This window comes from Rhizobium sp. BK060 (genome assembly GCF_014193145.1).
In the GTDB taxonomy this organism is placed as follows: domain Bacteria; phylum Pseudomonadota; class Alphaproteobacteria; order Rhizobiales; family Rhizobiaceae; genus Rhizobium.
In genome coordinates, this window is record NZ_JACHYW010000002.1 from 1 (window position 1) to 21,886 (window position 21,886).

Annotated in this window: 25 protein-coding genes and 2 pseudogenes; 8 read left to right on the forward strand and 19 right to left on the reverse strand. The window is 59.2% G+C overall.

What is annotated here, in order from left to right:
* Window positions 1-5: 5 nt before the first annotated feature.
* From FHT71_RS02110 to FHT71_RS02140, 7 genes and pseudogenes are all read right to left on the reverse strand, one after another.
* Complete coding sequence (locus FHT71_RS02110; protein WP_183718793.1) at window positions 6-512, reverse strand: hypothetical protein; 507 nt, start codon at window positions 510-512, stop codon at window positions 6-8.
* Window position 513: 1 nt separating this feature from the next.
* Entirely contained in the window at window positions 514-840 is a 327-nt protein-coding gene (locus FHT71_RS32235; protein ID WP_183718795.1) for an AlpA family phage regulatory protein, read from the reverse strand.
* A gap of 78 nt (window positions 841-918) precedes the next feature.
* Complete coding sequence (locus tag FHT71_RS02120; protein WP_183718797.1) at window positions 919-1,644, reverse strand: hypothetical protein; 726 nt, start codon at window positions 1,642-1,644, stop codon at window positions 919-921.
* A 316-nt stretch (window positions 1,645-1,960) separates the two neighbouring features.
* Window positions 1,961-3,021: pseudogene (locus FHT71_RS02125) on the reverse strand (site-specific integrase).
* 190 nt (window positions 3,022-3,211) lie between these two features.
* Window positions 3,212-3,760, reverse strand: coding sequence for a hypothetical protein (locus FHT71_RS02130; RefSeq protein ID WP_183718799.1), 549 nt, complete (start codon window positions 3,758-3,760; stop codon window positions 3,212-3,214).
* A gap of 35 nt (window positions 3,761-3,795) precedes the next feature.
* Window positions 3,796-4,210 (reverse strand): annotated as a pseudogene (locus FHT71_RS02135) (IS21 family transposase); the annotation flags it as partial.
* 384 nt (window positions 4,211-4,594) lie between these two features.
* Window positions 4,595-5,608 (reverse strand): AraC family transcriptional regulator, encoded by a 1,014-nt coding sequence (locus FHT71_RS02140; protein WP_132592544.1) that lies wholly within the window; start codon window positions 5,606-5,608, stop codon window positions 4,595-4,597.
* Window positions 5,609-5,910: 302 nt separating this feature from the next.
* Between FHT71_RS02140 and FHT71_RS02145 the strand changes: the two genes are divergently transcribed.
* Window positions 5,911-6,600: a glutathione S-transferase family protein gene (locus tag FHT71_RS02145; RefSeq protein ID WP_132592542.1), complete on the forward strand. Its 690-nt coding sequence runs from the start codon at window positions 5,911-5,913 to the stop codon at window positions 6,598-6,600.
* Window positions 6,601-6,884: 284 nt separating this feature from the next.
* On the opposite strand, the gene FHT71_RS02150 is transcribed toward FHT71_RS02145, so the two are convergent.
* Both FHT71_RS02150 and FHT71_RS02155 read right to left on the reverse strand, forming a co-directional pair.
* Window positions 6,885-7,361 carry an HD domain-containing protein gene (locus FHT71_RS02150; RefSeq protein WP_007796246.1) on the reverse strand — a complete coding sequence of 159 codons (477 nt, stop codon included), beginning with the start codon at window positions 7,359-7,361 and terminating at the stop codon, window positions 6,885-6,887.
* A 29-nt stretch (window positions 7,362-7,390) separates the two neighbouring features.
* Complete coding sequence (locus tag FHT71_RS02155; protein WP_132592574.1) at window positions 7,391-7,732, reverse strand: hypothetical protein; 342 nt, start codon at window positions 7,730-7,732, stop codon at window positions 7,391-7,393.
* A 430-nt stretch (window positions 7,733-8,162) separates the two neighbouring features.
* Between FHT71_RS02155 and FHT71_RS02160 the strand changes: the two genes are divergently transcribed.
* Together FHT71_RS02160 and FHT71_RS02165 are read left to right on the forward strand one after the other, a co-directional pair.
* A complete protein-coding gene (locus FHT71_RS02160) occupies window positions 8,163-8,954 on the forward strand; it encodes a putative nucleotide-diphospho-sugar transferase (protein WP_132592540.1) in 792 nt (263 codons plus the stop codon).
* 66 nt (window positions 8,955-9,020) lie between these two features.
* The gene (locus FHT71_RS02165) at window positions 9,021-9,176 is read left to right on the forward strand and encodes a CsbD family protein (protein WP_183718801.1); all 156 of its coding nucleotides are present in this window, start codon (window positions 9,021-9,023) and stop codon (window positions 9,174-9,176) included.
* 43 nt (window positions 9,177-9,219) lie between these two features.
* Here the strand turns inward: FHT71_RS02165 and FHT71_RS02170 are convergent, their stop codons facing one another.
* Together FHT71_RS02170 and FHT71_RS02175 are read right to left on the reverse strand one after the other, a co-directional pair.
* Entirely contained in the window at window positions 9,220-10,245 is a 1,026-nt protein-coding gene (locus FHT71_RS02170; RefSeq protein WP_183718803.1) for a glycosyltransferase family 2 protein, read from the reverse strand.
* Between the two features lie 18 nt (window positions 10,246-10,263).
* The gene (locus FHT71_RS02175) at window positions 10,264-11,109 is read right to left on the reverse strand and encodes a glycosyltransferase family 2 protein (protein WP_183718805.1); all 846 of its coding nucleotides are present in this window, start codon (window positions 11,107-11,109) and stop codon (window positions 10,264-10,266) included.
* Between the two features lie 282 nt (window positions 11,110-11,391).
* Here FHT71_RS02175 and FHT71_RS02180 point away from each other — a divergent pair, with 282 nt between their 5' ends.
* Complete coding sequence (locus tag FHT71_RS02180) at window positions 11,392-11,577, forward strand: hypothetical protein (protein WP_007796256.1); 186 nt, start codon at window positions 11,392-11,394, stop codon at window positions 11,575-11,577.
* A 138-nt stretch (window positions 11,578-11,715) separates the two neighbouring features.
* Here FHT71_RS02180 and FHT71_RS02185 read toward each other — a convergent pair whose 3' ends face one another.
* Window positions 11,716-13,728 carry a methyl-accepting chemotaxis protein gene (locus FHT71_RS02185; protein ID WP_183718807.1) on the reverse strand — a complete coding sequence of 671 codons (2,013 nt, stop codon included), beginning with the start codon at window positions 13,726-13,728 and terminating at the stop codon, window positions 11,716-11,718.
* Window positions 13,729-13,963: 235 nt separating this feature from the next.
* The gene (locus tag FHT71_RS02190) at window positions 13,964-14,185 is read right to left on the reverse strand and encodes a hypothetical protein (RefSeq protein WP_132592534.1); all 222 of its coding nucleotides are present in this window, start codon (window positions 14,183-14,185) and stop codon (window positions 13,964-13,966) included.
* 126 nt (window positions 14,186-14,311) lie between these two features.
* Between FHT71_RS02190 and FHT71_RS02195 the strand changes: the two genes are divergently transcribed.
* Together FHT71_RS02195 and FHT71_RS02200 are read left to right on the forward strand one after the other, a co-directional pair.
* The gene (locus FHT71_RS02195) at window positions 14,312-14,620 is read left to right on the forward strand and encodes a hypothetical protein (RefSeq protein ID WP_132592533.1); all 309 of its coding nucleotides are present in this window, start codon (window positions 14,312-14,314) and stop codon (window positions 14,618-14,620) included.
* Between the two features lie 297 nt (window positions 14,621-14,917).
* Window positions 14,918-15,793 (forward strand): transporter substrate-binding domain-containing protein, encoded by an 876-nt coding sequence (locus FHT71_RS02200; RefSeq protein ID WP_132592531.1) that lies wholly within the window; start codon window positions 14,918-14,920, stop codon window positions 15,791-15,793.
* A 93-nt stretch (window positions 15,794-15,886) separates the two neighbouring features.
* On the opposite strand, the gene FHT71_RS02205 is transcribed toward FHT71_RS02200, so the two are convergent.
* The 5 genes from FHT71_RS02205 to FHT71_RS02225 form a co-directional block, all read right to left on the reverse strand.
* The gene (locus FHT71_RS02205) at window positions 15,887-16,300 is read right to left on the reverse strand and encodes a tellurite resistance TerB family protein (RefSeq protein ID WP_007796267.1); all 414 of its coding nucleotides are present in this window, start codon (window positions 16,298-16,300) and stop codon (window positions 15,887-15,889) included.
* A gap of 53 nt (window positions 16,301-16,353) precedes the next feature.
* Complete coding sequence (locus tag FHT71_RS02210; RefSeq protein WP_183718809.1) at window positions 16,354-17,091, reverse strand: thermonuclease family protein; 738 nt, start codon at window positions 17,089-17,091, stop codon at window positions 16,354-16,356.
* 11 nt (window positions 17,092-17,102) lie between these two features.
* Window positions 17,103-17,768 (reverse strand): helix-turn-helix transcriptional regulator, encoded by a 666-nt coding sequence (locus FHT71_RS02215; RefSeq protein ID WP_007796274.1) that lies wholly within the window; start codon window positions 17,766-17,768, stop codon window positions 17,103-17,105.
* A gap of 103 nt (window positions 17,769-17,871) precedes the next feature.
* Entirely contained in the window at window positions 17,872-18,519 is a 648-nt protein-coding gene (locus FHT71_RS02220) for a response regulator transcription factor (RefSeq protein WP_007796276.1), read from the reverse strand.
* Window positions 18,520-18,606: 87 nt separating this feature from the next.
* Window positions 18,607-19,005, reverse strand: coding sequence for a hypothetical protein (locus tag FHT71_RS02225; protein WP_007796280.1), 399 nt, complete (start codon window positions 19,003-19,005; stop codon window positions 18,607-18,609).
* A 108-nt stretch (window positions 19,006-19,113) separates the two neighbouring features.
* Here FHT71_RS02225 and FHT71_RS02230 point away from each other — a divergent pair, with 108 nt between their 5' ends.
* Together FHT71_RS02230 and FHT71_RS02235 are read left to right on the forward strand one after the other, a co-directional pair.
* On the forward strand, window positions 19,114-19,467 hold the full coding sequence (locus FHT71_RS02230; RefSeq protein WP_132592527.1) for a DUF952 domain-containing protein: 354 nt from the start codon (window positions 19,114-19,116) through the stop codon (window positions 19,465-19,467).
* Window positions 19,464-20,552 carry a quinone-dependent dihydroorotate dehydrogenase gene (locus FHT71_RS02235; RefSeq protein WP_007796286.1) on the forward strand — a complete coding sequence of 363 codons (1,089 nt, stop codon included), beginning with the start codon at window positions 19,464-19,466 and terminating at the stop codon, window positions 20,550-20,552. Before FHT71_RS02230 ends, FHT71_RS02235 begins: the two co-directional genes overlap by 4 nt.
* Here the strand turns inward: FHT71_RS02235 and FHT71_RS02240 are convergent.
* Window positions 20,528-21,874 carry an MATE family efflux transporter gene (locus tag FHT71_RS02240; protein ID WP_183718811.1) on the reverse strand — a complete coding sequence of 449 codons (1,347 nt, stop codon included), beginning with the start codon at window positions 21,872-21,874 and terminating at the stop codon, window positions 20,528-20,530. The genes FHT71_RS02235 and FHT71_RS02240 overlap by 25 nt on opposite strands.
* Window positions 21,875-21,886: the final 12 nt, after the last annotated feature.

A 21,886-nucleotide genomic window follows, 5' to 3' on the forward strand; every position in this document is an offset into this window, starting at 1 on the left:
CACCGTCACAACATCCGATAGGAGCCGTATGCGGTAGTGCCGCACGTACGGATCTGGCCGGGGGGCGATGGGTAACCATCGTCCCTACCGGGACCGTAGTACCGGTGAACCGTACTGTCCGCCTTCCTTCCGTCAAAGCCGACAGCCAAACGTAAGACTGCTCTTAAAGCATCCGCGCGATTGGGCTTGACCTTAGGATGCTTGACCCACTCCGTCGCACCGCAAAGAGCGTTCCACTCGTCATCGTCTTCTTCGACAATGAGACCGGCTCCATACACAACAGCCAGTTTGACAGACAGGGCCTGATCGGTGTTTTGCAGAAGGTCCTCAATTCCTTCCTTGGCCCCGCGCAGTGCGGTCAGCACCCCTTGTCGCTCCAGCACTTTCAGAGCGTCTTTCACATCCTGCGCATTCTCAGGCGGCGACGCGGCATGATCATCGACGGCGGAGTTTCCAGTTGTGCGGGATGGGTTGGCTTCTAGGGTCCGTTGCCGCTTCATTTTATGTCGCATCCTACACCTCCCCGCGCTCAATTTTGGACACGAGTCGGTAACGGTTCGGCGGGGATCCGGAAGGACAAGAACCGTCGGCCAAGCACGGACGGGGGGCGCTGTCTGTCATTGAGCGGGACGTGATCTCGCCGGGCAAGCGATCAACAAGGTCAAGAATGTCCTGAGCCCGCCAACACGTTACTCGAGCAGAAATCCGAACTGGCTGCGGCCACTCTTTGTCACGAACCTTTTGCAGAAATAGGGATCTGCTAACGGGGATGGGGCCAGTTGGACCGAGAATCTGCGAAAGGCGAACAAAGCCAATCTTAGGAAATGTGGTGTCTTTCATGACGCTTCCTTCAGTTGAAATGCGTCATCTTTAATAACTACTTTGAAGCTAAGCGCTACAAGCACTCAATCCGCAAAATTAGGGCCAACTGGGCGCCTTTTTGTGGACTGGTTTTGCGGTCGACGGTCGGGCCTTTGCATAGTGCGTCTTGAGCGCTGACTTTATTTCCGAGTGCCTCAGGTTTGGATTAATGAGACGAATAATTATTTCACAGAGGGCGCAGTCCGGATTGAGAAATGCTGATTTAGCATCGTTCTCCTCAAAGTAGCGCGATAGCGCCCGCCCGAGAAAGTGCTCGACCGCGGTGATGCATTCTGCAGCCGCGATATGCAGTACTAAATCCGCTGCTCTCCCTCGTTGCCCTCGAGACTGTCGCTTAAAAAAGACGATAGCTTCCCAAAGGGAGTTGTATACGTCCGTAGAAAAGAAGCGACCCTCGACGCGGCGCGTGTAGTGCATGAAACGCTCTTGTACGTGCTCAGGTATTTCATCTAGTGACTTTGCTATATTCTCTAGCTGCAGTAATGCGGATTTGGCTTCTGCTCTGACGACTCGCGTGTCATCGCCGTCTACCTGCGCTGTCATGCTGCGCACCATCACAAGAATATTCTTTAAGAGCATTTCTCCGCGATTGACGATTGCTGGATCACTAAGACGCTCCGCGATAGCTTGGTCGCGAGAGGCGTATTCTTTGCGTAAGAAATCGAAAGTGGTTTCGATCAGCGTCGCTTCTAAACTTTGGAACTGTTCATCAGAGTGCAGGGGCCATTTGCGCTGCGGAGGGAGGGCCTCTTGACCTTGCATTCTATCCTCTGTGAGCAATGGTAGTTTTGGGAATATCTGCGGACATCGAGCTGGGCTGTGAGCTTAGGGACCTTATTTAACACCTGCAAGGTTGTCGTCCGTGGGTCATGGATATTGGCGTCCAGGGGCGTTCATTTCGCCACATAGGGGGCGAGAGCGGTATGAATTACGGTATTTGGAAATGACTATTTGTAGTTATCTATATAAATCATCAAGATAACGATCAAAATTGATTCCCTTCACCCGCTCCAGCAACCTTTCAACAAGTTAGATAAGGATTTCGACCGCGGAACAAACCGTGGTTTTACAGGCAGTTTTACAGCGCCTGTTCGTCGTTCGTGCTTTTCGATCCGATTTTTTTATGTTCGCGCGCCTCTTTAAGCTGACGAATTGCCTCGCGTGTCGCCGCCCCGCGGCTGACATAACGGCGAATAATCTTCTCCACTTGGTCTTCTTCCCAGCCCATGATTTCCGCTATGACGCGGATTGACAGTCCGGCGGTGTAGAAGTTGGTCGCAGCTGTGCCGCGCAGGTCATGGAAGTGCAGATCGCGCTCCTGCATCCGCGCCTCGACCTTGGCGGTCCAAAATGAGCTGGCGAGGCCGTCTTGCGTCCAAGGCCGCTTGCGGCTGTTGGTGAGAATGATGGGCGAGCGCTTCGGAATTCGGTCTAGAAGTTCATTGAGGGCATCGTAGCGGGGAATGACCGCTTCTTTGCGGTGCCTGCTTTTGCCCGTAGATATCACAATGGCATCCCGCCCCACGTGCGACCATGCCAATCGGACCAAGTCGCCCGCTCTCAGACCGGTATGTGCCGCAAGGTCAACGGCAAGGGCAACCTCGACAGAGGCTTCGGTTTTAAGCCGCGCGATGTCGTCGGCCGTCCAAATGATTTCCGCCCTGGATTGACTGTATAGGTGTTTAATACCTTCGCACGGATTCGAAGCGATCTTACCCATGGGATCGACGGCATGAGATAGCAGCCGTGAGAGAACCTGCAGCGCGAAATCTGCCGTTCGCGGTGTCTCGGAATACTCTCTGCGCCACCGAATGATGTGAGGGCGGATTTTTTCGGGCCGATTAAACTGCGCGATGCTAAGCCCGCCAAAGCGCTCTGTTATCCGGTCGAGCCATGGTGACCAAACGCGCCTCGTTGAAGCGGCGAGCTTTCCGTACTCGTGGGTCTTGTAGTGAGTGATCACCGACAGGAATTTGCCTTCGTCCGGCGTCCGTCTGTCGGCGATTGCCTCGTTGTAGGATTTCATGAATTCGAAGGAGCCCGGAAAGCCTTTGAGGGCAGGGCGCCTCGCCAGGCATAATAGTAGACACGGCCCTTCGACTTTACCGTATGGATACCCTTAAGCTCGATTTCGACCATGACGCTCTTCGAATTCCCTCAATTCCCGATCGAGCTCGCTCTCATCAGGTTGTCCCGGAGGCGTAAAATGCCACCTCATGCCACCATCTGGCAATGTGTCCATTGCCAGCGGAACAATTCCTGCCGCTTTGAGGGCAGCAAGTGTTGTAGTGATGTCGGTAGACCTGATGACGGCTCGACGTCCCATCGCTTACCTTCCTGTCCATGCATCAAATTCGGCGCGAAGCTCTAACCACCGGTTACGGGCGCCGGCGTCGGTGTTCAATTCGTTGCGACTATCGATTTTCAGAAGGTATCGAACATGGGAGTCCACGCGGACGGCGTCGCTGAATTCGGTCGCGCCCTTCTTTTCGAGCAGGAAGCGCCGGAACACCTGATCGTTCGATCTCATCGCACATTCGGCCGCGTAATTGGCGTTCTTACGCACATGCTCTGCCTGTTGCTGCTGGCGAGGCTTCCAGCGCCGGATCTCACTGAATGCATCCTGGAGCAGTCCAAGGAGAAAACGTATATCGTCATGGGCATGAAGCAGGAAGTCGCGGTCAACGTAGCCACACTCGACGGTCAACTGCGCCACGTGGACCGGCTTTGTGTTCGGCACGATGACGGCGATCAGCTCAGTGCCGGTGCTGCCTAGCTGCCAGTTGGTGCTGGCCTCGGCATAGCGTGCACGTATCGCGGAGAGACGCTTGGCGTCTTCGTTAGAAGCCAAGGATGCCTCCCTGGCGATCGGGCTCATGGGCGGCGGTATACATGGAAACCCAAGGCATCGTGAAACAGCTTGTCGCCGGCCGCATGATCCTGCCGCATCGTCCGGCAGCTTCAGCGCCCAGCCGCGGTAAAGGTCACAGTAGCGACTGTAGCGATATCCATCAGGATGACGGCTGATGTATTCGTCCCAGAGGATCTGCAACGTCACATGCTTGCGCTTCAGCTCGCGATGGACTTGCGCCCAGTCCGGCTCAGGGGCGCGACGGTGCCCCGTCTTTGTCCCGGCCACTTTGTAAAGCGCCGCTTCCAGAACTGCGTCGCTGACGTCGTCACCCAGAGGCCACGTCAGCCCGGCAACTGCCGCACGTCGTAGCGTCTCGCGCACCGTTGAGGGCGCAGCCCCAACCCGCACCGCAATCGACTTGTGGCCAAGTCCTTGCTCGAAGCGATATCTCAATATCTTGCGGACACGCCGCATCTCCAGTCTCTCCGCAGGCATCCCGTTCCTTCCTCGTCACAGTCGAAGGAAGAAACTTCACACCAGCAGAACACCCACGCCAGATGCCGTCCAACGGGGGCGGCATCATCTCGGAATCAGGGGGCGACTAATTCTCGGAACCGGGGGGCGACATCATTTCGGAATCAGGGGGCGGATTGCCTCGGAATTTGCAGCGCACGAATACGGGCCAAAGATGCGCTTTATCTATTTGAAAAGATTGGTGATCCCGACGCGATTCGAACGCGTGACCCTCAGATTAGGAAAGCGAGGGTCAAGTACGCGCCGGCTGGGCCGAAACCCGGGTTGTCCGCAACGCGCCTTCAACCCGGTCGTGGAGCTCTATTTAAACGCCGCCGGAAGCAGTCATGCCGACGGAGACATGATCCGACGCCAGTGGCCGGGCGTCATGTTTTCCCACTCACGGAACGCACGATAGAACGAGTTGGCGTCCTGGTATCCGAGCAGGTAGGCCACTTCTTCCGTGTCAATCGAGGGATCGGAGAGAAGCTGGGCACCGAGTTCCTGTCTAGCTTCGGTCAGAAGCGTACGGAATGTCGTGCCTTCCTCGTTAATTCGCCGCTGCAGGGTGCGTTCGCTCAACCCCAGTGCGTGCGCCACGGCTGCAATATCCGGGCGGCCGCTGGCCATGGCGCGCTTCAATGCTCCTTTCACCAGTTCACCGAGTGTCGCCTGCGCCTCAATCTCGCGCACGGCGTTCGCTAGCGCCGGGGTCAGCATCTTGAGCAGTTCGGGGTTATGCCCGGGAAATGGCAGGTCGAGATCCGCCGCATTCAGCACCATGTGATCGCGTTTTGCAGCGAAATGGATCGGGCAGTCGAAGAAAATGCCATGCCTGTCCGATCCCGGCTTTGGCCGCCGCACCTCCAGCGAGATTGGCCGCAGGTGACGGCCAGTGCCGCGTCGGCCGAGTTCCAGCAAAAGGGCAAAGCTTGCGTCTACCGACAGGGGCGGCTCCGGTTCTGTGCCCGCAGGCCACTCGATCGTCACAAACACTTTGCCGTCGCGCTCCTCGAAACAAAGGCGGTCAGGGCTGCACAGGCGGTTGAAGCGGGCGATCCGCGCCATGCCGTCTCGAAAGTCGGCAGCGTAGGACGCCACCAGAAATGCAAGTTTGTGATTGGCGGTGCCGGTCTCACTCACCATCCTGATGCTGAAGGCCGGGTCTTCGGAGAGCGCCTCGATGGCTTTCCAGATCGCGAAAAGCTGCGGGGTGCTAATGATGGCGGAGCTGTCGAGATGGAGCGTCGCAGGAAGCCTGGCCAGTCGCAGGACCGCCGAAGGCCGCAGTCCCAGTTGTTCTAGCGACTGCCAGAATGGCCTCGGCAATTTGCATCGGTCAGAAGGCACTTTGGTCATGGCTATTTCGTTAGCTTCAGTTGGAGATCACAGATGGCGAAGCGATCCACAGGCACAGCTTGTCGCGCAGGGCATATCGCCACCACCCAGATCGCGCACCGGCAACTACCTCTTTGATGCATGTCTGACTCTCGGGGACGGAGGCAGTGGTCACAGTGTCTGGCGAATACAGCACTGCATTTGGCGCCTTTCACAAGTCTACTGGCGCCGTCTGCTAGTGCATGGGCGCCCTCCGTCCTTATTTTCTGCTCCTGAGGCGCCGATGCAGAACCCGGCATCGCCCATCCATCAGGAGATTGAACATGACACTCAAATTTTACACCAATCCGAACTCGCGCGGGCGTATTGTGCGCTGGATGCTGGAGGAGGTAGGCCAGCCTTACGAGACAGTAGTCATCGACTATCAAAAGACCAGCGCCTTTGATGAGTGGGGTGGTGCGGCTCTTGAACGGCCGGTGTCCAGCGATCCCAATGACGAGCGGGTCCGATTCTTCACTGAGGTCAATCCAATGGGCAAGGTGCCCGCGATCGTGCACGATGGCCGCACCGTGACCGAGAGCGCCGCGATCATCGCATACCTCGCGGAGACCTTTCCGAAAGCCGGCCTTGCGCCTACTCCGGAAGAGCGCGCCGACTATTATCGCTGGATGTTTTTCGCCGCCGGTCCTATCGAACAGGCCGTCACCAATCATCGCGCCAAATTCGTGCCGGCGCCGGAGCAGGAGTTTTTCTTCGGTTATGGCAGCTATGAGCGGACGCTGCGTGAATTGGAGCGCGCGGTCCAGGCACATCCCTTCATTGCGGGAGACAGGTTCACCGCCGCGGATATCTACGTCGGCTCCCATATTGGCTGGGGCCTTGGTCTCCAGACGCTGGAGCCGCGCCAGGCGTTTATCGACTATGTCGGAAAACTGGTAACCAGAGACGCTTTCAAAGGGGGCGTGACCAAGGACGAAGCATTGATAGCGCAAGCTGCGGCCCGTGCCGCATAGCTTTTGCATGTTCACTCTCGGGTGCGGAGAATACCGACTCGCGCAAATCCGCGCCTAGAGTTTCCCATTTGAACGGCCGCTTTCCCACAAGTTTGACCGCAAGACGCTCGTCCGCTCACGGGCCCAGTTCGGTCATCCATTGCAGGCGAGCCTAGGTCCGGTATTGGCGGCGCTCAGCGGTCTAATGATGCTTGGAACTGCCCGCTTGCGGACAGCACGATTTGGTGCGATCCAACTGGAGCCAGTCACCCAGTCACGAGACTCGTGTCACCACCGCCGATTGATCAGGTTCCGGCGGGATGATTGTACATTTGCGCGACGATTTTCAGTCCTTTCTCATACTTGCCTGGGTCCGATCCAATCTTCTCGGCCTGCGCGAGATTGTCCTTGAGATCGGCGACCTTGACCGGACGGGCGAGCGCGTTTCTCAGGGCCCGCATGACGAACTCGTCATCACCTTCCTTGGGTCGTCTGGTCAGTGCGTCGATAGCCTCGATGACCGCCGAACTGAAACCTTCGTCCCGCAAGCGATCCAGAGTCCAACCAGGTCCTTTTTCGACAACGTCATGCAGGAACGCGACAACGCGCTCCTCTTCACCCTCGACAGCATCCGCCACTCGTTTGCAATGTAGGAAATACGGCCCGCCGGCTTTGTCGGTCTGTTCCGCGTGCGCCTTGAACGCGATCTTCACCGCATGCAGGAGGACTGCGGCCGGCTGATCGTCGTGTTCATTGATCCATTCTCGTTGGCCCGCGGTCATGCCTTCTTTCCTCCGAGCTAGCCGGAGCGTCATTTTTCTGACCGCTCCAGCAGAATTCGCGCCTCGTCAAAACGGCGCTTCCGGTCGCCGTCGGCCTCGTTCGGCAAATAGCACGTGCTGGATACGCAGAACCTCACGAGGTGATGCGGCTTGTCGGTCTTGTCGAACTCGCATTCGAATGTGTCGGTCAGGTCGGCGGGCGCAGTAGCTTGTCGAGTGGAATAGGTCATCCTCATGCCCGGCGGCTTCAGTTCCGGAAAGGACTGAACAGTTCCGACGGCAAGCTTCTCCATCATGAAAAGGCCTTTGGCGACTGATCGACAGGTTGCTTCAAGATCCGTCGACTGCCCGAATGCGGCGGCAGGAGACATGAGAAGCGAGGATAGAACCGGGCCGTTTCGCAAGTGCGTCGCCTCCGCCTGTTGATCGGGGAGGCCAGCAGATCGGACTCCTCCGCGCAATTAACGGTCGGAACATCCAAGAGTTCCTGTCGTTCCATTGTTTAGGACCAAAGTCCTTGTATCCTCGGACTGAGGTCCTAGAAGGGAACAGTCCATCTTCGTCGTCGAATGGGTGGCAAGGTTGCCGCGGGGTCAACCAGTCCTTCACTTGCGGGAGAGCTGGCAGGTGCTGTCTGGTTGATTGCTCCAGGAAAAGACACTGCGTGGCAAAGGCGTTACATAGCCCTCACAATGGTTGCGGGGTTCTTTTGATCAAGAAAATTTGCCTTGCGAGCATCGCGCGATCAAGGTAGCCGGGCATTTGCAGGCCCTCCTCCAAGTTTAATGGATCCCCACAAAAATGAGTTCCAATTTACTTTATCGATTCATCGATTTATTTAGCGCGTCCAAATCCAAGTATCGTGATCATATTGTACCGTTCCCGATCGATTCGCAGATCATTATATCCCCGGCCATGCATGGGGAAATTGTCGGCTTCTATACGTCAAATTCGTTCTATGAGCATGAGGCCGCACGGATGGTAGCATCCGCCCAACGCCTTGGGTTGCCCGTTCACACAACTGCGGTGGACAGTACCGGCAGTTGGGTCCGCAACGCAGCGCTGAAGCCCACCTTTCTCCTCGAGGCGCGTAGGAACCATCGCGGCCCATTGCTTTATGTAGACGTGGACGCAGTGTTTCACCGAGATCCTTGGCCGGCTTTGGCGACCTACAACTGCGATCTGGCGGTCTATCGAGAAGCGGACCGGTTGATTTCAGCAACCATCCTGCTGCATGACACTCCGGCGACGCTGCGCCTGTTGGAAGTGTGGAAAGAACGGTGCGACCAGGATCCCGACATATGGGATCAAGTTGTCCTCCAAGAAATTCTTGATGACGATCGCGCAACCGACAGCCCGCAATATCAGGTCGGCGAGCTTCCCTCTTCGTTTTGTTGGATCTTCGACCGGCTTTCAAACACAAAGGCCGATGCCGTTTATATCGAGCAACTGCAGGCAAGCCGGCAGGCCACGGCCCACGAGAAGAGGGGCCGCAACAAAAGGCTCGAGCGGCGCAAGGAACGCATCGCAACGATCGAAACGATCCTCGCGCCTTTGATGGATTCAAAAGTCAACGAACGGCCGAAGCTATAGCGCCGATCCTCGCTACATAAAGCGAGTGGCTCGGGGAGGAGCGTCGTTCCGTTCGTCGTAGCGCATGTGTCGCTGCGGGAGCAGTGGGGCAAACTCACCGACGATGATCTTGATCAGATTGCCGGGAAGCACGATCAGTTGGAGGGCAAAATCCAGGAGCGCTGCGGCATCGCGCGCGGCGTGATATCGACGATTGGTACCGGCCATCAAACCTGGCATTGACGAGAGCAAGCCCGGAGAGACAGCTACTCCGGGCTTCACACAGCTAGCGTCCCTGTGGAAAGTCGATCTTCGTCATGAAGCCGTGATCGATCAGTTGCTGTGGCCCTTCATAGCGAATTGACTGATCGTAGCTGAAATCTATTTCCCCTTCGCGATGAAGCACATCCATCATCTTCTGGTAGTGTTCGGAAGAGTTGTAGTGCTGTTTTCCCTCAGCCGCCTCGGTGATCTTTGTCTTGTAATTGGTGAAGAACTTGAAATGCAAAATAACGCCCCAGACAGACGGGAAGTTGCGCCCATAAGGTAACGGCTGGTGGAGGCTGCTTCCGAAGAGGCATGTTCGGTCCCAGAAGATCAAGGGATACTTGATAAGTTCGTTGCCCTCTCCGAACTTCCGTCCCCGCGGCCCGCCCCTGACACTGACGCCTCGCTTTTTGAGCGTTGAAACATAACTGTCGCCATCGAAGTAGCGCGAGAACTGCCACGGCTTGTCGATGGACGTAGACTTCGCGCCGACTTCACTCAGCTTGGGATACATATCCAACATCGGCGCCGCCATCCGCTTGAGATTTTGCGCTTCCAGCATGCGGATAAGGGCTGGTAATGGTTGGTTGAAACAATCGTCGTAGACGAGGAATTCATCGGAATCGACGTTCACATACCACCGATCGAGGCCATACTTGGAGAACAGGCCTTCCCTCCAATTTCGGCCCCGCCTTGCTTGGCCAAATCTCACGGGCGAGGTCCAAACATCAACGTCCGGTTCATTCAAGAGAGCCTCTCTTGTACCGTCAGTCGAGACGTCGTCAACGCAGATGAACCGTGTCACGCCCAGTTGGCGATAGTGTTGAATGAATGCGTTAAGAAGAACAACATCGTTATGCGTGACGAAAATAAGAGGCACATCTGCTGACGTGAGCGACTTGACCTCGCGAACCGGCTGGATGGTCACATCAGCTCGATTGCGTCTCTCGCGGCGAGTTACCCGAAATGTGTCATAGTCCGTCCGGAGACGATCGAGGAAGGAGCGCGCAAGATCCGGCGCGCCGGAGGGAAATGGGTAGTTCATGAGAAAGACACAGGACTCCTAGAATATCCAAAGCAGCTTATAGCGCGTTTTCCGCCGTGCATCGTTCCAGCACATCCTGAAAAACTTCGCTTTCGTCAAAAGACCCGCCGGTGGCAGTTTGTCGACCAGGCGGTAGCAGCCAAGGGTGTATGTCAGTCGTTGGGAAAGCCTATCACGAAACCCCTTCGCCCCATACTTTTCCTCGGAACCCGATCCTTCCCTGAAGTCCAGGGTGGGGCCAGGGACATAGGCGACCAGATCGCGAACGACAAATTCCGACAGGACGTAGGAGGCGAAGCCCCAAGGATTGCCTAGTTCGTACCAACGCGCCATCAATATATCGACTGACCGCGATCTAAACATGCCGTAGATCCACTCGGACGGAAATGTCAGGTTGCGTGGTACGCGACCCTTTGCATACGACTCCTGAAACCTGAATATGTTGGCTGCTGGATTCTTCAGCTTGAAGCCTTTGGCGTTGAAGCTCTTTGTCGAGCAGGCGGCGAGCAACTTTGCGTCGTCGGCGTCGAGAGCCTCGACCAGCTTTCCCAGGAAATCCCGAGAGGAAAGATCGTCGGCGGCCCGAAGGCAAAAATACTCTGCGGCTTCAGCGCCCAGCTTCACGGCCTTGGCGAAATTGGCCTCGGCACTCAGATGGGTTGCGTTTGATATGACGGAAAAGCGCGCATCTTCCTCGCAGAAGCGCTGCGCCACATGTAATGTCTCATCCGTCGAGCAATTGTTGAGGATCATGGCGCGGAAATCACCGAAGTCCTGATCCGCAACGGACTGCAAACTCTCCCGCAGGGTCGTAGCACCGTTGTAGACTGGAAACATCACCATAACTCTAGCATGCATCGGCATAACACCATGACAGATACAAAAAAGACGCCGACACCGCGAGGGACCGGTTCCTGGGTCTTAAACTGCCGCTGATTTACGCCCTTGCCGCGGAAATGCAACGACCCACGTCGGCAGCCTGCTTGTTTGCCTGGAGCACTAGGAGAGATGTCCCTAAGAGGTAGGCTCGAAGGAAACTGCGTAGTTGACAATTTTCTAATAAACATAGTTAATTTTTAACTATTCTCCGATATCACGGGAACGCAGACGACCCCTTGGTCGTTGTCGGCATGATCAGGAGGCAGCATGCTTTTGAAGATTTTCACGGCAAAGCGCGAAATCCGGGACAATGGCGATACCGGCACCTATGCGGATGGCTACCATGCGCCGGAAGTGGCCCTTACGTCGGCGCGCGATGACGATCGTGCATCCTATGAGCGCGATTATGGTCGCGGCCGCAAGGTAGAACAGATCCCGCTCGGGTTTGCCTGAGCTCTGTTTTTTGAATGGCCGCTCGGCGCGCGTTTGCGCGCCCTGCAGTGAAGCCATGGCCTACTGCTTGAAGTCAGAAGCGATAATTGAAGAAGGGCGGCAATGAGCCGCCCTTGTGTTTTCATCATTTTGGTTGGATCAGAATTCCGTCCAGTCGGGGTCGTCGCTCGCGCCGGACGGCGCACTGCCAGTGCCGAAGGCGCTTGCAAGCTTTTGCCCAAGTGCCCGGGCTGGCGAGTTGGAGGCGCGTGTGACACCCGGAGTGGCGATGCGGACCGGCGCCTTTCTGGCTGCGATCGGCGGCGCGGCCGGGCGCGGCGCTGAATGGATCGGCAGCGGCGCCGCGGCAACGGTCGCGCTGAAGCCGCCGGTGCCGGTGAGCTTGAACTGGTCGAGCAGATTGTTTAGCGTCGCCGCTTCCGCCGCGAGTTTGTGGCTCGCAGCCGTGCTTTCCTCCACCATGGCCGCATTCTTCTGCGTTCCCTGGTCCATCGTGTTCACGGCCGTGTTGATCTCGTGCAAGCCGGTCGATTGCTCGCGAGCCGCCTCCGCGATCGCGTCGACGTGCTGGTTGATCTCCTGGACTTCATAAACGATGGCATCGAGCGCCTTACCGGTTTCGCCGACAAGCGATACGCCCGTCTGGACATGATCGCCCGACGTCGTGATCAGCGACTTGATCTCCCTGGCGGCGTTGGCCGAGCGCTGTGCGAGTTCGCGCACCTCCTGGGCAACGACGGCAAAGCCCTTGCCGGCTTCACCGGCGCGGGCCGCTTCGACCCCGGCGTTAAGTGCGAGAAGGTTCGTCTGGAAGGCGATGTCGTCAATGACGCCGATGATGTTGCCGATCTCCGCGGAGGACTGCTCGATCTGTTGCATGGCGTTGACTGCCTTGCGCACGACCTGACCGGACTTTTCGGCACCCGCGCGCGTGCGTGCCACGAGCCCGCGTGCTTCCTCGGCGCGTCTGGCGGCATCCTTCACCGTGGTGGTGATCTCCTCGAGTGCGGCGGCCGTCTCCTCGACGGAAGCTGCCTGCTGCTCTGTGCGCTTTGAAAGCTCGTCTGCCGAGGCGCGGATTTCGCTGGCGCCAGCGGTGATGGCGCGGGCGTTGGCGCCGACAGTCTGCATGGTGTCGTTCAGCCGCAGGACAGAGTTGTTGAAGTCTTGCCTGAGGGTGTCGAGGTCGCCGACGAAAGCCATATCGATCCGTGATGCGAGGTCGCCGGCGGCCAGCCGGCGCAAGCCGTCGCCAAGTGCGCCGACAGCGCGTGAGAGGTCTGCGGTCTCGGTTGCGCGCTGCGCTTCCCGTTCGCGGCGCTCGCTGTCGCTGAGATTGCGATTCGTTTCGGCCTCGCCCTCGAGCCGGATACGTTCGACGGCGTTGTCGCGGAAGACGGCAACGGCGCCGGCCATCTGGCCGACTTCGTCGCGGCGATCGAGGCCGTCTACGGCGCTCTGCGTATCACCCCGCGCCAGCTGTGTCATCCGGTCACGCAGACGGGCCATCGGGGCAGTGATCCCCGCTTGAGCGACCCATACAGCAAGGCCGAGCGCGCCTAGTATGGCGAGGCTGATCAGCGCGAAGCAGAGAGTGATGCGCTGGTTGACAGTAGCAGACAGCGCGTCGCCGCCATCGTCCAGCAATGCCATCAGCGCATCATTGTTGGCGATCATCTTCGGAGTGACCATGTTCAGCTTGGCGTTGAGCATGCTGGCCGCAAGCTGCGCGCCCGCGCTGTCCTTTGCCTTGGCGAGGTCGACGACCTTGCCGGAAAGCGCCTCCATCTCACCAATGCCGACTAGGATGTCATCGATCGCTTGCTTGCGGCTCGGAACCAAGGCTGCCGCTTGTTCGAGGCGATCGCGCGCCTGCGGCATCTTGCTTGGCGTTGCGACTGCGGTGTCGAAGGCTGGCGTGTCCGGCTTGAGGTCGGCGATCAGCGTCACCTGAAGCACGGCTGCGTTTGCCGAAGCGCTGGCGCGTGATGCCAGCATGGCGGCCAGCGCCTCGTGGTCGATGAAGGCGCTGTAGGTGGCGTCGGCGCCACGGAATTCGGTGATGACGTAAACGAGGCCCCCGAGCGCGATCGCCCCGAGAAGCGCGACGACGGATATGATCTTCGTCCGGATTTTGAGGTTCTTCAGCATGGATATGTCCAGTCGCTTGATCCGGCCGATGGCAGGCCGGCTATGGAAGAATTTTGAGAGGCAGGGCATGTTGCAGGATACGGGATGCCCAAAAGGTTCGACATGCGCATCATGCAATCGGCCCGCGAGCCGGCGTCGTCCCGGCGAATAGAATGGGACATTGCTTAATGCGCTCCTAACGCTTGCGGCCTGTCCCCGGAAAAATATCGGTCCTGCCGCTTAGGGACGAGTAACACTAAGCGCGGCGCAACTTCTCACTGGTGCTGACGGGGACATGAGGCGTCTTGTCCCAGAAGAAAGACTTTCTAGGCAGCTCGAGCAGTGCACGCCATGCTGCGACTGATATCATCAGCCAATAGAGTGGGACATAGATCCAGAGCCAGCCGATGTTGCGCTTTTCCTCACGCAGCATCACGACCCTGCCATGTAGCAGAAAGAGCCCGTAGCTTGCTGCCATATTGCTAAGATCGAGGAGGAAGAGCGCGCCTTCATTGCGCCCGGCGGTGGAAAGCCGAGCGCCAGATAGCCGGCGCTCTTGACCAGAAGCATGATCAGCCAGGGATGGGTGAGCGAGGAAAGCAGCATGCCTGCGATCAGCAACTGGAACATCAGGAAGCCACCCGCACCCATCTCGCGCAGGAGACGCGCTGGCTCGCGCATCATCACCAGCCACGGGTGTCGTGACGATGATGCTGTCGGCCAGTCCTGGCTTCGTCTCGAACGCCTGCGAGCGCGCGGCGTGGTTTCGGGCCTCCGGCACAATCGCCAGCATGCCCTTGCTGATGTAGTTCAGCCGGACGCAGCGAGCCTGCAGGAGCTGGCTGTCGAGTGCCTTGTCGTCGTTGATGAGGGAACTGAAACGGAAGGCGAAGCGCGCGCCAGCGACGCATAGTCGCTGTCGGTATCGATGGAGCCGCTTGCAAGGAGCTCCTGCTCGATGCTCGTGCCATTGTGACGGACGACCTGCATTGCGTGGGCGACTTTCGGCTGCCGAGTTGCAGCAAAACCTCTGCTTCCTGCTGGTAGGGATCCGTGGCCGCGCGCTGTTGGCGGCGCGTCACGGCGAATAGAACGATCATCCAAGAGCGCGCGGCTTTCGACCCCGCCCGGCACATATTCCCCGATACGCATGACTCTGATACACGGTTTCCAGAATGGCAGTGCATGCTTGTCCCCGAGGCCGATCATAATGGTGCAATTTAAACTGGCATCCCCAAATCTTAAGGGGCTAAGCAGCTTTTGGCTGTCTCTGGTTGTGTTTTTTTGCCCGTTCTCGTTGCTTGCCCAACAGGTGACGCCAAACTTGCCGCTGCTTTTCGATTCCAGGGAGCGGCTTGCAAAGCCGGATCTTTCGTCGCTCGTACGGCTGCGGTTCCTGACGACGATCGATTTTCCGCCGTTCAACTTTACGGATCAGAATGGCAAGCTTGGCGGTTTCAACGTCGATCTCGCCCGCGAGATCTGCAACGAACTGGAGATCGCAAGCAAATGCCAGATCCAGGCGCTGCCGTTTGTTGATTTGAATGCTGCGCTCGCCGCCTCGCAAGGCGATGCCGTCATCGCGGGCATTGCGGTCAGCGAAGAGTTGCGGCGGCAATTCGCGTTTTCGCGGCCTTATCTGATGTTGCCCGCTCGCTTTGTTCGAAATCTGAAGGCTCCCATCAAGGGTGGAGATGCGAGCGCTTTGACCGAGCATTCAGTCGGCATCGTCAAGGCGACTGCGCACGAGGCCATGCTGGCGGCCTATTTCCCGAAGGTGAAGGCCGTACCCTTCGACAGCAAGGACGCCCTTCTTGCGGCACTGAAGGACGGCAAGGTGGAGGCCGCCTTCGCGGATTCTCTCCAGCTTTCCTTCTGGGTTTCGTCACAGGCTTCGGCGAAGTGCTGCGCTCTGTTCGACGGGCCCTATCTCTCCGAGCAGTTTCTCGGCGAGGGCATGACGATCATGCTGCGTCAAAAAGACGATGTTCTGACCGCAGCGCTGGACCACGCGCTTGCGGCGTTATCGCGCAATGGCCGCCTGCAGGAAATCTATCTGCGCTATTTCCCGTACGGCTTGTACTAGCGCGCCGCGCTCTTTCAGATTCGCCGCGCTTTAGTTTTTGTTTTTGCGCATGTCTTTATCCCGAAACCGGTTACCACTTTCGGGAGACATGCGTTAGCCCTTGCGAAAGCGCGCGATCGCGCTGCGCTCGATAGCGGCGCAAGTCAGCTTGTCAAGGCCGAGGCGGTCACGCAGCAGGCTGAGCAGGCGCAATTCTTCCGCCTTAACCGAGAGATCGGCGGAGGCGACTTCGACCGCGAGCGCATAGGCTGTGTCGTAGAGGCGCGAGGGCAGCGTGTCCTTAACGGTTTCGAGCACGATGTCGAGGCCCTCGGACCCGGCCAGCAGCGCTGCGCAGTCGCGCGCAACAGAAATCAGCTTCTCGTCATCGAAATCACGAAAAACCGGCAGGAAGCCGATCAGTTGGCCGATGCGCTCCATCTCGCGATCGTTCATTGTGCTGTCGACGGCGGATGCCATCACCATCACGTAGATCAATGCATCATGGGCGGAAAGCGGCTTGTTCATATCTCGATGTTCCCTCTGAAACGAGCCCAGAGTCTAGGAACTGCACGGCGACATTACAAGCCGTCAGGCGGCGGATCGGACGGCAGATTCTCAGGTGTGCCGGTTTCCGCGATGCTGCGAGGGTCATCTCCATAGATGCCTTTGCCTGTCCGCCTTGCCGTCTCGCCGGCGTCGGCAAGCGCTGATCCGCTGTCTGCCTCTGCCCAGCCATTTTCAACGAGCCACTGCGAAATGTCCTGCGTGCCGATCCTGCAGGCGGCGGTGACCGTGCCGGTCCACTCGGCGCTGTCGAGATCGCAGCGCACAGTTCTGAGGCGCAGAAACAGCCGCACATTGGTTTTTGCCAGCATCCCGCATGGCCACTCCCGGCCTTTGCTGTCGGTACATGTCTTGTCCGCCGGTGTGGGATTGATGTCGGCAAGCTGCAGGCGGCGGTCGCCAAACGCGAGGACGCCGGCGCTTTCCGCGACCGGGCGAACGAGGTTCACGCCGTTGTCTTCGGGAATTTTTGCCGGTTGCTCTGGCTCCGCTGCCGCGACGCGCTCAAGCGGCTTGCCGTCGATGGCTGCTGGGTAGAATTGACTGGCGTCGTCGACAGGCCGCGCATGCATGCTGGCTTCGGGATTTGTGATCCATTGAGCAACGGGGGCGGCGGGCGGCGCAGTGAGTGCCGTCGGCGCGGCCGTCTTCTCCGGATCAATGGCCGTACGGAGCCGCTGTCCACCGGCCGCGATCAGGCCCGCGACAATTCCGATCCCTGCAACAGCTGTGAGAATTGCCGCGGGAGGCATGGAATATCTTCCTACTGGCTGGCCCAGATGATGCGGGCGATCCAATCCACATCGGAAAGTTCGATCGTCCGGTTCGGATGCTCGGGGTTGAGCGACATCAATTCGATCGATCGAGGGCTCTGACGCAACAGCAACTTGGCCATCACTTCGCCCTCGCGTGTCTTGACGACGACGCGGTCGTTGCGGCGAACCTGCGCGCCCGGCTCGACGATCAGCACGTCGCCGTCGCGGTAGAGCGGCATCATGCTTTCGCCCTGGACTTCAAGCGCATAGACGCCTGCTTTCTGGGATGGTGCCGCGGGAAACTCCACGACGTCCCAGCCTTGCCCGGCCGGAAAGCCGCCGTCATCGAAGAAGCCGCCGGCGCCGGCCTGCGCAAAGCCGAGCAGCGGGATCGAGCTGCCCTGCGGCGGGAAGGTGCCATCCGGAAGGCTGGAAAAGCTGCCTGTCGGGCGCATGAAGGTCAGAAATTGCTCCATGCTGGCGCCCGTTGCATCCAGCACCTTGGCAATCGATTCCGTCGACGGCCAGCGCAATCGCCCATCGGCAGACAGTCGCTTGGACTTGTTGAAGGAGGTCGGATCGAGCCCCGCGCGTCGGGCAAGGCCCGATGGGGTCAGGTCATGCCGTTCGGCAAGCCTGTCGATCGCTCCCCAGATCTGCTCGTGTGACAGCATGTCGCCTGATTCCTGAGCGCGTGCGCCATCCTTCAACGGCAAAATATTAACCGCAAGCCCAGCGGGAGTAAAGAGAAGAAAGGAATAAAATCCTGTCTCGGTCTCAGGCGACCATGGCCATGTTGATCTTGCCGAGTTGGATCACCGCTTGCGTGCGGCTATCAACATTGAGCTTGAGCAGGATGGCCGAGACATGCGCCTTGATCGTCGCCTCCGAAACGCCGAGCTCATAGGCGATCTGCTTGTTGAGGAGGCCTTCCGCCAGCATCGTCAGCACGCGGCTCTGTTGCGGTGTCAGCGTATGCAACCGGTGGATCAGGTCGGCGACGTCAGGGTCCTGTTCCTGCCCGTCACTGTAGCTCTCCGGTGTGGCGATATCGCCGGCGAGAACGGTCTGGATGCCGCGGCGAATGTCCTCGATCCCCGAGGATTTGGAGATGAAACCGGATGCGCCGAGTTCCAGTGCGCGGCGGATCGTGGTCGTGTCGTCGGTTGCAGAGATGATGACGATCGGCAGTCCGGCAAATTCGGAGCGCAGCGCCATCAGGCCGGAGAAGCCGCTGACGCCAGGCATCGACAGATCGAGCAGCATCAGGTCCGCTTCAGGGTGCTTCCCAGCGGCTATCCGTGCAGCGGCAAAATCGCCGGCTTCGACGATCTCAGGATGGCCTTCCATGCCGATCACCGCCTGGCGAAGCGCATCCCGGAAAAGCGGATGGTCGTCGGCGATGATGATTGTTTGTTCCTGCATCGATGGCTCCCTCCCAAGAGATCGATCGCCGCGTCATGCCTCGTGCTCCCACGATACATGCCGCCATTCTGATATGACTATACCAAATCATGTCTTTTGCGGAAGGGCGTTACGCTCCTCTTCGCTTTGGAATTCCTTGACTATCCCCATGAAGCTGCGCATCCAGCGCTCCATGATGCCGATCGAGCGGTCGATTTCCGCGTCTGAGGGCAGGGCCTTATTGACGATGCTTTTGTTCTCCAGCGCCGTGACGCGGGCCGAAAGCCGGTCAAGCTCCTGTTCATAAGCGGCGCGCTCATCGGCAGCCATTCGGCAGACGAGAGTGCCGTCCTTCTCCTCGCAGAGTGACATGGCGCCGGTCTGTCGGTCGAGGCGTACGAAGTGCTCGCCGCTGCGCTCCAGTTGGAAGCGGGACGTTTCGGCTTCGGTCGCGTGGACGCCGAGCGGCAGAAGAAGCGCGAAAAGGCCGAGTGCGATATGTCTCATGGTTTCCTCCGGAAATTTCGGTGGCCGCCGCATTTTTTACGGCGAGGCGTGGACATCGCCGTCGCTTTGCGGCAAAGCCCGGGAAAGACCAGCCAATCTGAGGCCATCATGACCCTGACACCCACGCTTTACAAGATCGTGACGGAAACGCTCTGGCAGGAGGCGAGGGCAGCCGGCATCTTCCGGGGCGCCGCGATCGACCTCACGGACGGCTATATCCACTTCTCGACGGCCGCCCAGGTCAGGCAGACGGCGGCACTCTATTTCGTCGGCCAGACGGGACTTCTGCTCGTGGCCGTCGATGGCAGAGAGTTGGGCGACAAGCTCGTTTTCGAACCTTCACGCGGCGGCGATCTCTTCCCGCATCTCTATGCAGATCTGCCGCTCTCAGCCGTTCTATGGGAAAAGCCGCTGCCGCTCGATGCCGCCGGCCAGCATATCTTTCCGGACCTTCAGCCATGATCGATCTCTTCAAGCAAGCAGCCCGCAAGGGTCTCTTCCTTTTGGATCCGGAGACCGCGCACGGCATGTCAATTGCCGCGTTGAAGGCAGGTGCCGTTCCAGCCTGCCGGATCGCCCCCGATCCGCGCCTGCGCCAGAGCGTTGCCGGGCTGGATTTCGCCAACCCGATTGGTATGGCCGCCGGCTATGACAAGAATGCCGAGGTGCCGGAAGCGCTGCTGAAGATCGGCTTCGGCTTTACCGAGATCGGCACCGTGACGCCGAAGCCACAGCCCGGCAATCCGCGCCCGCGCATCTTCCGGCTGGTCGAGGATGAAGCAGTCATCAATCGCCTCGGCTTCAACAACGAAGGCCACGACGCAGCCTTCGCGCGCCTGTCGGCCATCCGCGGCAACGGTATGATCGGCGTCAACATAGGCGCCAACAAGGACAGCGAGGACCGCATCGGCGACTATGTCCTCGGTATCCGCCGTTTCTATTCTGTTGCGCGCTATTTTACCGCCAACATTTCCTCGCCGAACACGCCGGGCCTGCGCGATCTGCAGGCGCGCGAAAGCCTTGCCGCGCTGCTGTCGGCGGTGCTTGCCGCCCGCGATGCCGAAGCAGAAAAGGCAGGCAGAAAGATCCCGGTCTTCCTGAAGATTGCTCCCGACCTTACGGCCGAGGGCCTGGACGACATCGCCACAGAGGCGCTGTCGCACGCGCTGGACGGTCTGATCGTTTCGAACACCACGCTTTCCCGCGACGGCCTTAGGGATCAGCGTCAGGCGAAGGAAGCAGGTGGGCTTTCCGGCAAGCCGCTGTTCGACAAATCGACCGTCGTTCTGGCAAAGATGCGCAAGCGCGTCGGCCCGGCTCTGCCGATCATCGGCGTCGGCGGCGTCTCATCGGCCGAAACGGCGCTCGAAAAGATCAAGGCCGGTGCCGATCTCGTGCAGCTCTATTCCTGCATGGTTTACGAAGGGCCGGGCCTGCCGGGCACCATCGTTCGCGGTCTCTCGAAACTGCTCGATCGCGAGCAGGTGAGATCGATCCGCGATCTCAGGGATGCGAGGACGGATTACTGGGCGGCGCGGAACGTTTGATCGGCCCGGGGCCGGACGAGCATCGCCAGGAAGACACCGCGAAACAGCAGGAAGCCGTTCATCGCCAGCCATAGGCCGTGGTTGCTAAACAGCGGCACGAAGACAGCCAGGGCCATGAGATAGCCGGCAAACGACATCAGCATCCGGTTGCGCATGTCGGTCGACCATGTGGCGCCGATGAACACGCCATCCATCAGGAAGGCCAGCGCACCGGTGAGCCCGGTGACAGCGGCCCAGGGCAGGTAGGTTTCGGCCGCCTGCTGCACCTCCGGCGATGTGGTCAGCACGGAGATCAGCCAGGGACCGGCCAGCAGGAAGAACACCGAGATTATACCGGCAAGCCCGAAGGACCAGAGCGCCGTCAGCTTCAGGCCGCGGTCGAAGGCCGGCCGGTAGCGCGCGCCGATCGCTCGCCCGGTGATCTGTTCGGCCGCGTTGGCAAGCCCGTCGAGATAGTATCCGGAGAGCAAAAAGAAGTTCATCAGTACGGCGTTGGCAGCAAGCGTCACCGCCCCGAAGCTCGTGCCGATCCTTGTCATGACAGTGAAAGCGGCAAGCAGCACAAAAGTGCGGATCAGGATGTCGCGGTTCAGCGCGAAGAGTTCGGCCAACCGTTGCCGCGAGAAGATTTCCGCACGCGTCGGCCGGTCCGTGCGATCGAAGCCGCTGAGGACGATCAACAGGCCCACGACGGCACCGGCCGTCTCGCCGACCATCGTGCCCCAGGCGACGCCCGCCACGCCCCAGTCGAGCCAGAGACCAAGGAAGATCGCCAGCACGATGTTGATGCCGTTGATGATGGTCTGCAGCAGAAGACCGACGCTGCCCTGGCCGCGGCCGAGCACGAAGCCGAGGATCGCATAATTGGCGAGTGCCGCCGGCCCGGCAAGGATGCGGATGGAGAAATAGGTGCTTGTCGCGGCGGCGACGGCGCTCTCCGGTCCCATCAGTTTCAGCCCGGCTGCGAGAAGCAGCGGCGAAAGACAGAGAAGCCCCACGCCGCAGCCGAGCGCCGAGATCAGCGCTCGCCAGAAAACGCCTTGTTGAGCATGCCGGTCACGCCTGCCGAAGGCCTGCGCCGTCAGACCGGTAGTAGAGGCACGCAGAAAGTTGAAGCTGCCGAGAATCAGGTCGAAGAGCATGGCGCCGATCGCCAGCCCCGCCAGAGCGTCCGGCTGGCCCATGTGCCCAACGACGCCGGTGCCGACGAGGCCGAGCAGCGGCGTGGTGATGAAGCCGAGCGTCATTGGGATCGCGATCGACAGCACCAGCCGGTGCGTCACGTCGAATGCCAGCCTGTTCTCGTGACCGTGCGTATCCATGTCTGCCTCTGA

Bases quoted from the DNA above. Each gene is read 5' to 3' on its own strand.
- FHT71_RS02120 (WP_183718797.1), bottom strand. From the start codon at position 1,644: ATGCAAGGTCAAGAGGCCCTCCCTCCGCAGCGCAAATGGCCCCTGCAC.
- FHT71_RS32235 (WP_183718795.1), bottom strand. From the start codon at position 840: ATGAAAGACACCACATTTCCTAAGATTGGCTTTGTTCGCCTTTCGCAG.
- FHT71_RS02175 (WP_183718805.1), bottom strand. From the start codon at position 11,109: ATGCCGATGCATGCTAGAGTTATGGTGATGTTTCCAGTCTACAACGGT.
- FHT71_RS02130 (WP_183718799.1), bottom strand. From the start codon at position 3,760: ATGAGCCCGATCGCCAGGGAGGCATCCTTGGCTTCTAACGAAGACGCC.
- FHT71_RS02205 (WP_007796267.1), bottom strand. From the start codon at position 16,300: ATGAACAAGCCGCTTTCCGCCCATGATGCATTGATCTACGTGATGGTG.
- FHT71_RS02150 (WP_007796246.1), bottom strand. From the start codon at position 7,361: ATGACCGCGGGCCAACGAGAATGGATCAATGAACACGACGATCAGCCG.
- FHT71_RS02145 (WP_132592542.1), top strand. From the start codon at position 5,911: ATGACACTCAAATTTTACACCAATCCGAACTCGCGCGGGCGTATTGTG.
- FHT71_RS02210 (WP_183718809.1), bottom strand. From the start codon at position 17,091: ATGCCTCCCGCGGCAATTCTCACAGCTGTTGCAGGGATCGGAATTGTC.
- FHT71_RS02185 (WP_183718807.1), bottom strand. From the start codon at position 13,728: ATGCTGAAGAACCTCAAAATCCGGACGAAGATCATATCCGTCGTCGCG.
- FHT71_RS02220 (WP_007796276.1), bottom strand. From the start codon at position 18,519: ATGCAGGAACAAACAATCATCATCGCCGACGACCATCCGCTTTTCCGG.
- FHT71_RS02200 (WP_132592531.1), top strand. From the start codon at position 14,918: ATGGTGCAATTTAAACTGGCATCCCCAAATCTTAAGGGGCTAAGCAGC.
- FHT71_RS02195 (WP_132592533.1), top strand. From the start codon at position 14,312: ATGCCTGCGATCAGCAACTGGAACATCAGGAAGCCACCCGCACCCATC.
- FHT71_RS02110 (WP_183718793.1), bottom strand. From the start codon at position 512: ATGCGACATAAAATGAAGCGGCAACGGACCCTAGAAGCCAACCCATCC.
- FHT71_RS02155 (WP_132592574.1), bottom strand. From the start codon at position 7,732: ATGTCTCCTGCCGCCGCATTCGGGCAGTCGACGGATCTTGAAGCAACC.
- FHT71_RS02235 (WP_007796286.1), top strand. From the start codon at position 19,464: ATGATCGATCTCTTCAAGCAAGCAGCCCGCAAGGGTCTCTTCCTTTTG.
- FHT71_RS02160 (WP_132592540.1), top strand. From the start codon at position 8,163: ATGAGTTCCAATTTACTTTATCGATTCATCGATTTATTTAGCGCGTCC.
- FHT71_RS02215 (WP_007796274.1), bottom strand. From the start codon at position 17,768: ATGCTGTCACACGAGCAGATCTGGGGAGCGATCGACAGGCTTGCCGAA.
- FHT71_RS02240 (WP_183718811.1), bottom strand. From the start codon at position 21,874: ATGGATACGCACGGTCACGAGAACAGGCTGGCATTCGACGTGACGCAC.
- FHT71_RS02180 (WP_007796256.1), top strand. From the start codon at position 11,392: ATGCTTTTGAAGATTTTCACGGCAAAGCGCGAAATCCGGGACAATGGC.
- FHT71_RS02190 (WP_132592534.1), bottom strand. From the start codon at position 14,185: ATGGCAGCAAGCTACGGGCTCTTTCTGCTACATGGCAGGGTCGTGATG.
- FHT71_RS02230 (WP_132592527.1), top strand. From the start codon at position 19,114: ATGACCCTGACACCCACGCTTTACAAGATCGTGACGGAAACGCTCTGG.
- FHT71_RS02170 (WP_183718803.1), bottom strand. From the start codon at position 10,245: ATGAACTACCCATTTCCCTCCGGCGCGCCGGATCTTGCGCGCTCCTTC.
- FHT71_RS02140 (WP_132592544.1), bottom strand. From the start codon at position 5,608: ATGACCAAAGTGCCTTCTGACCGATGCAAATTGCCGAGGCCATTCTGG.
- FHT71_RS02225 (WP_007796280.1), bottom strand. From the start codon at position 19,005: ATGAGACATATCGCACTCGGCCTTTTCGCGCTTCTTCTGCCGCTCGGC.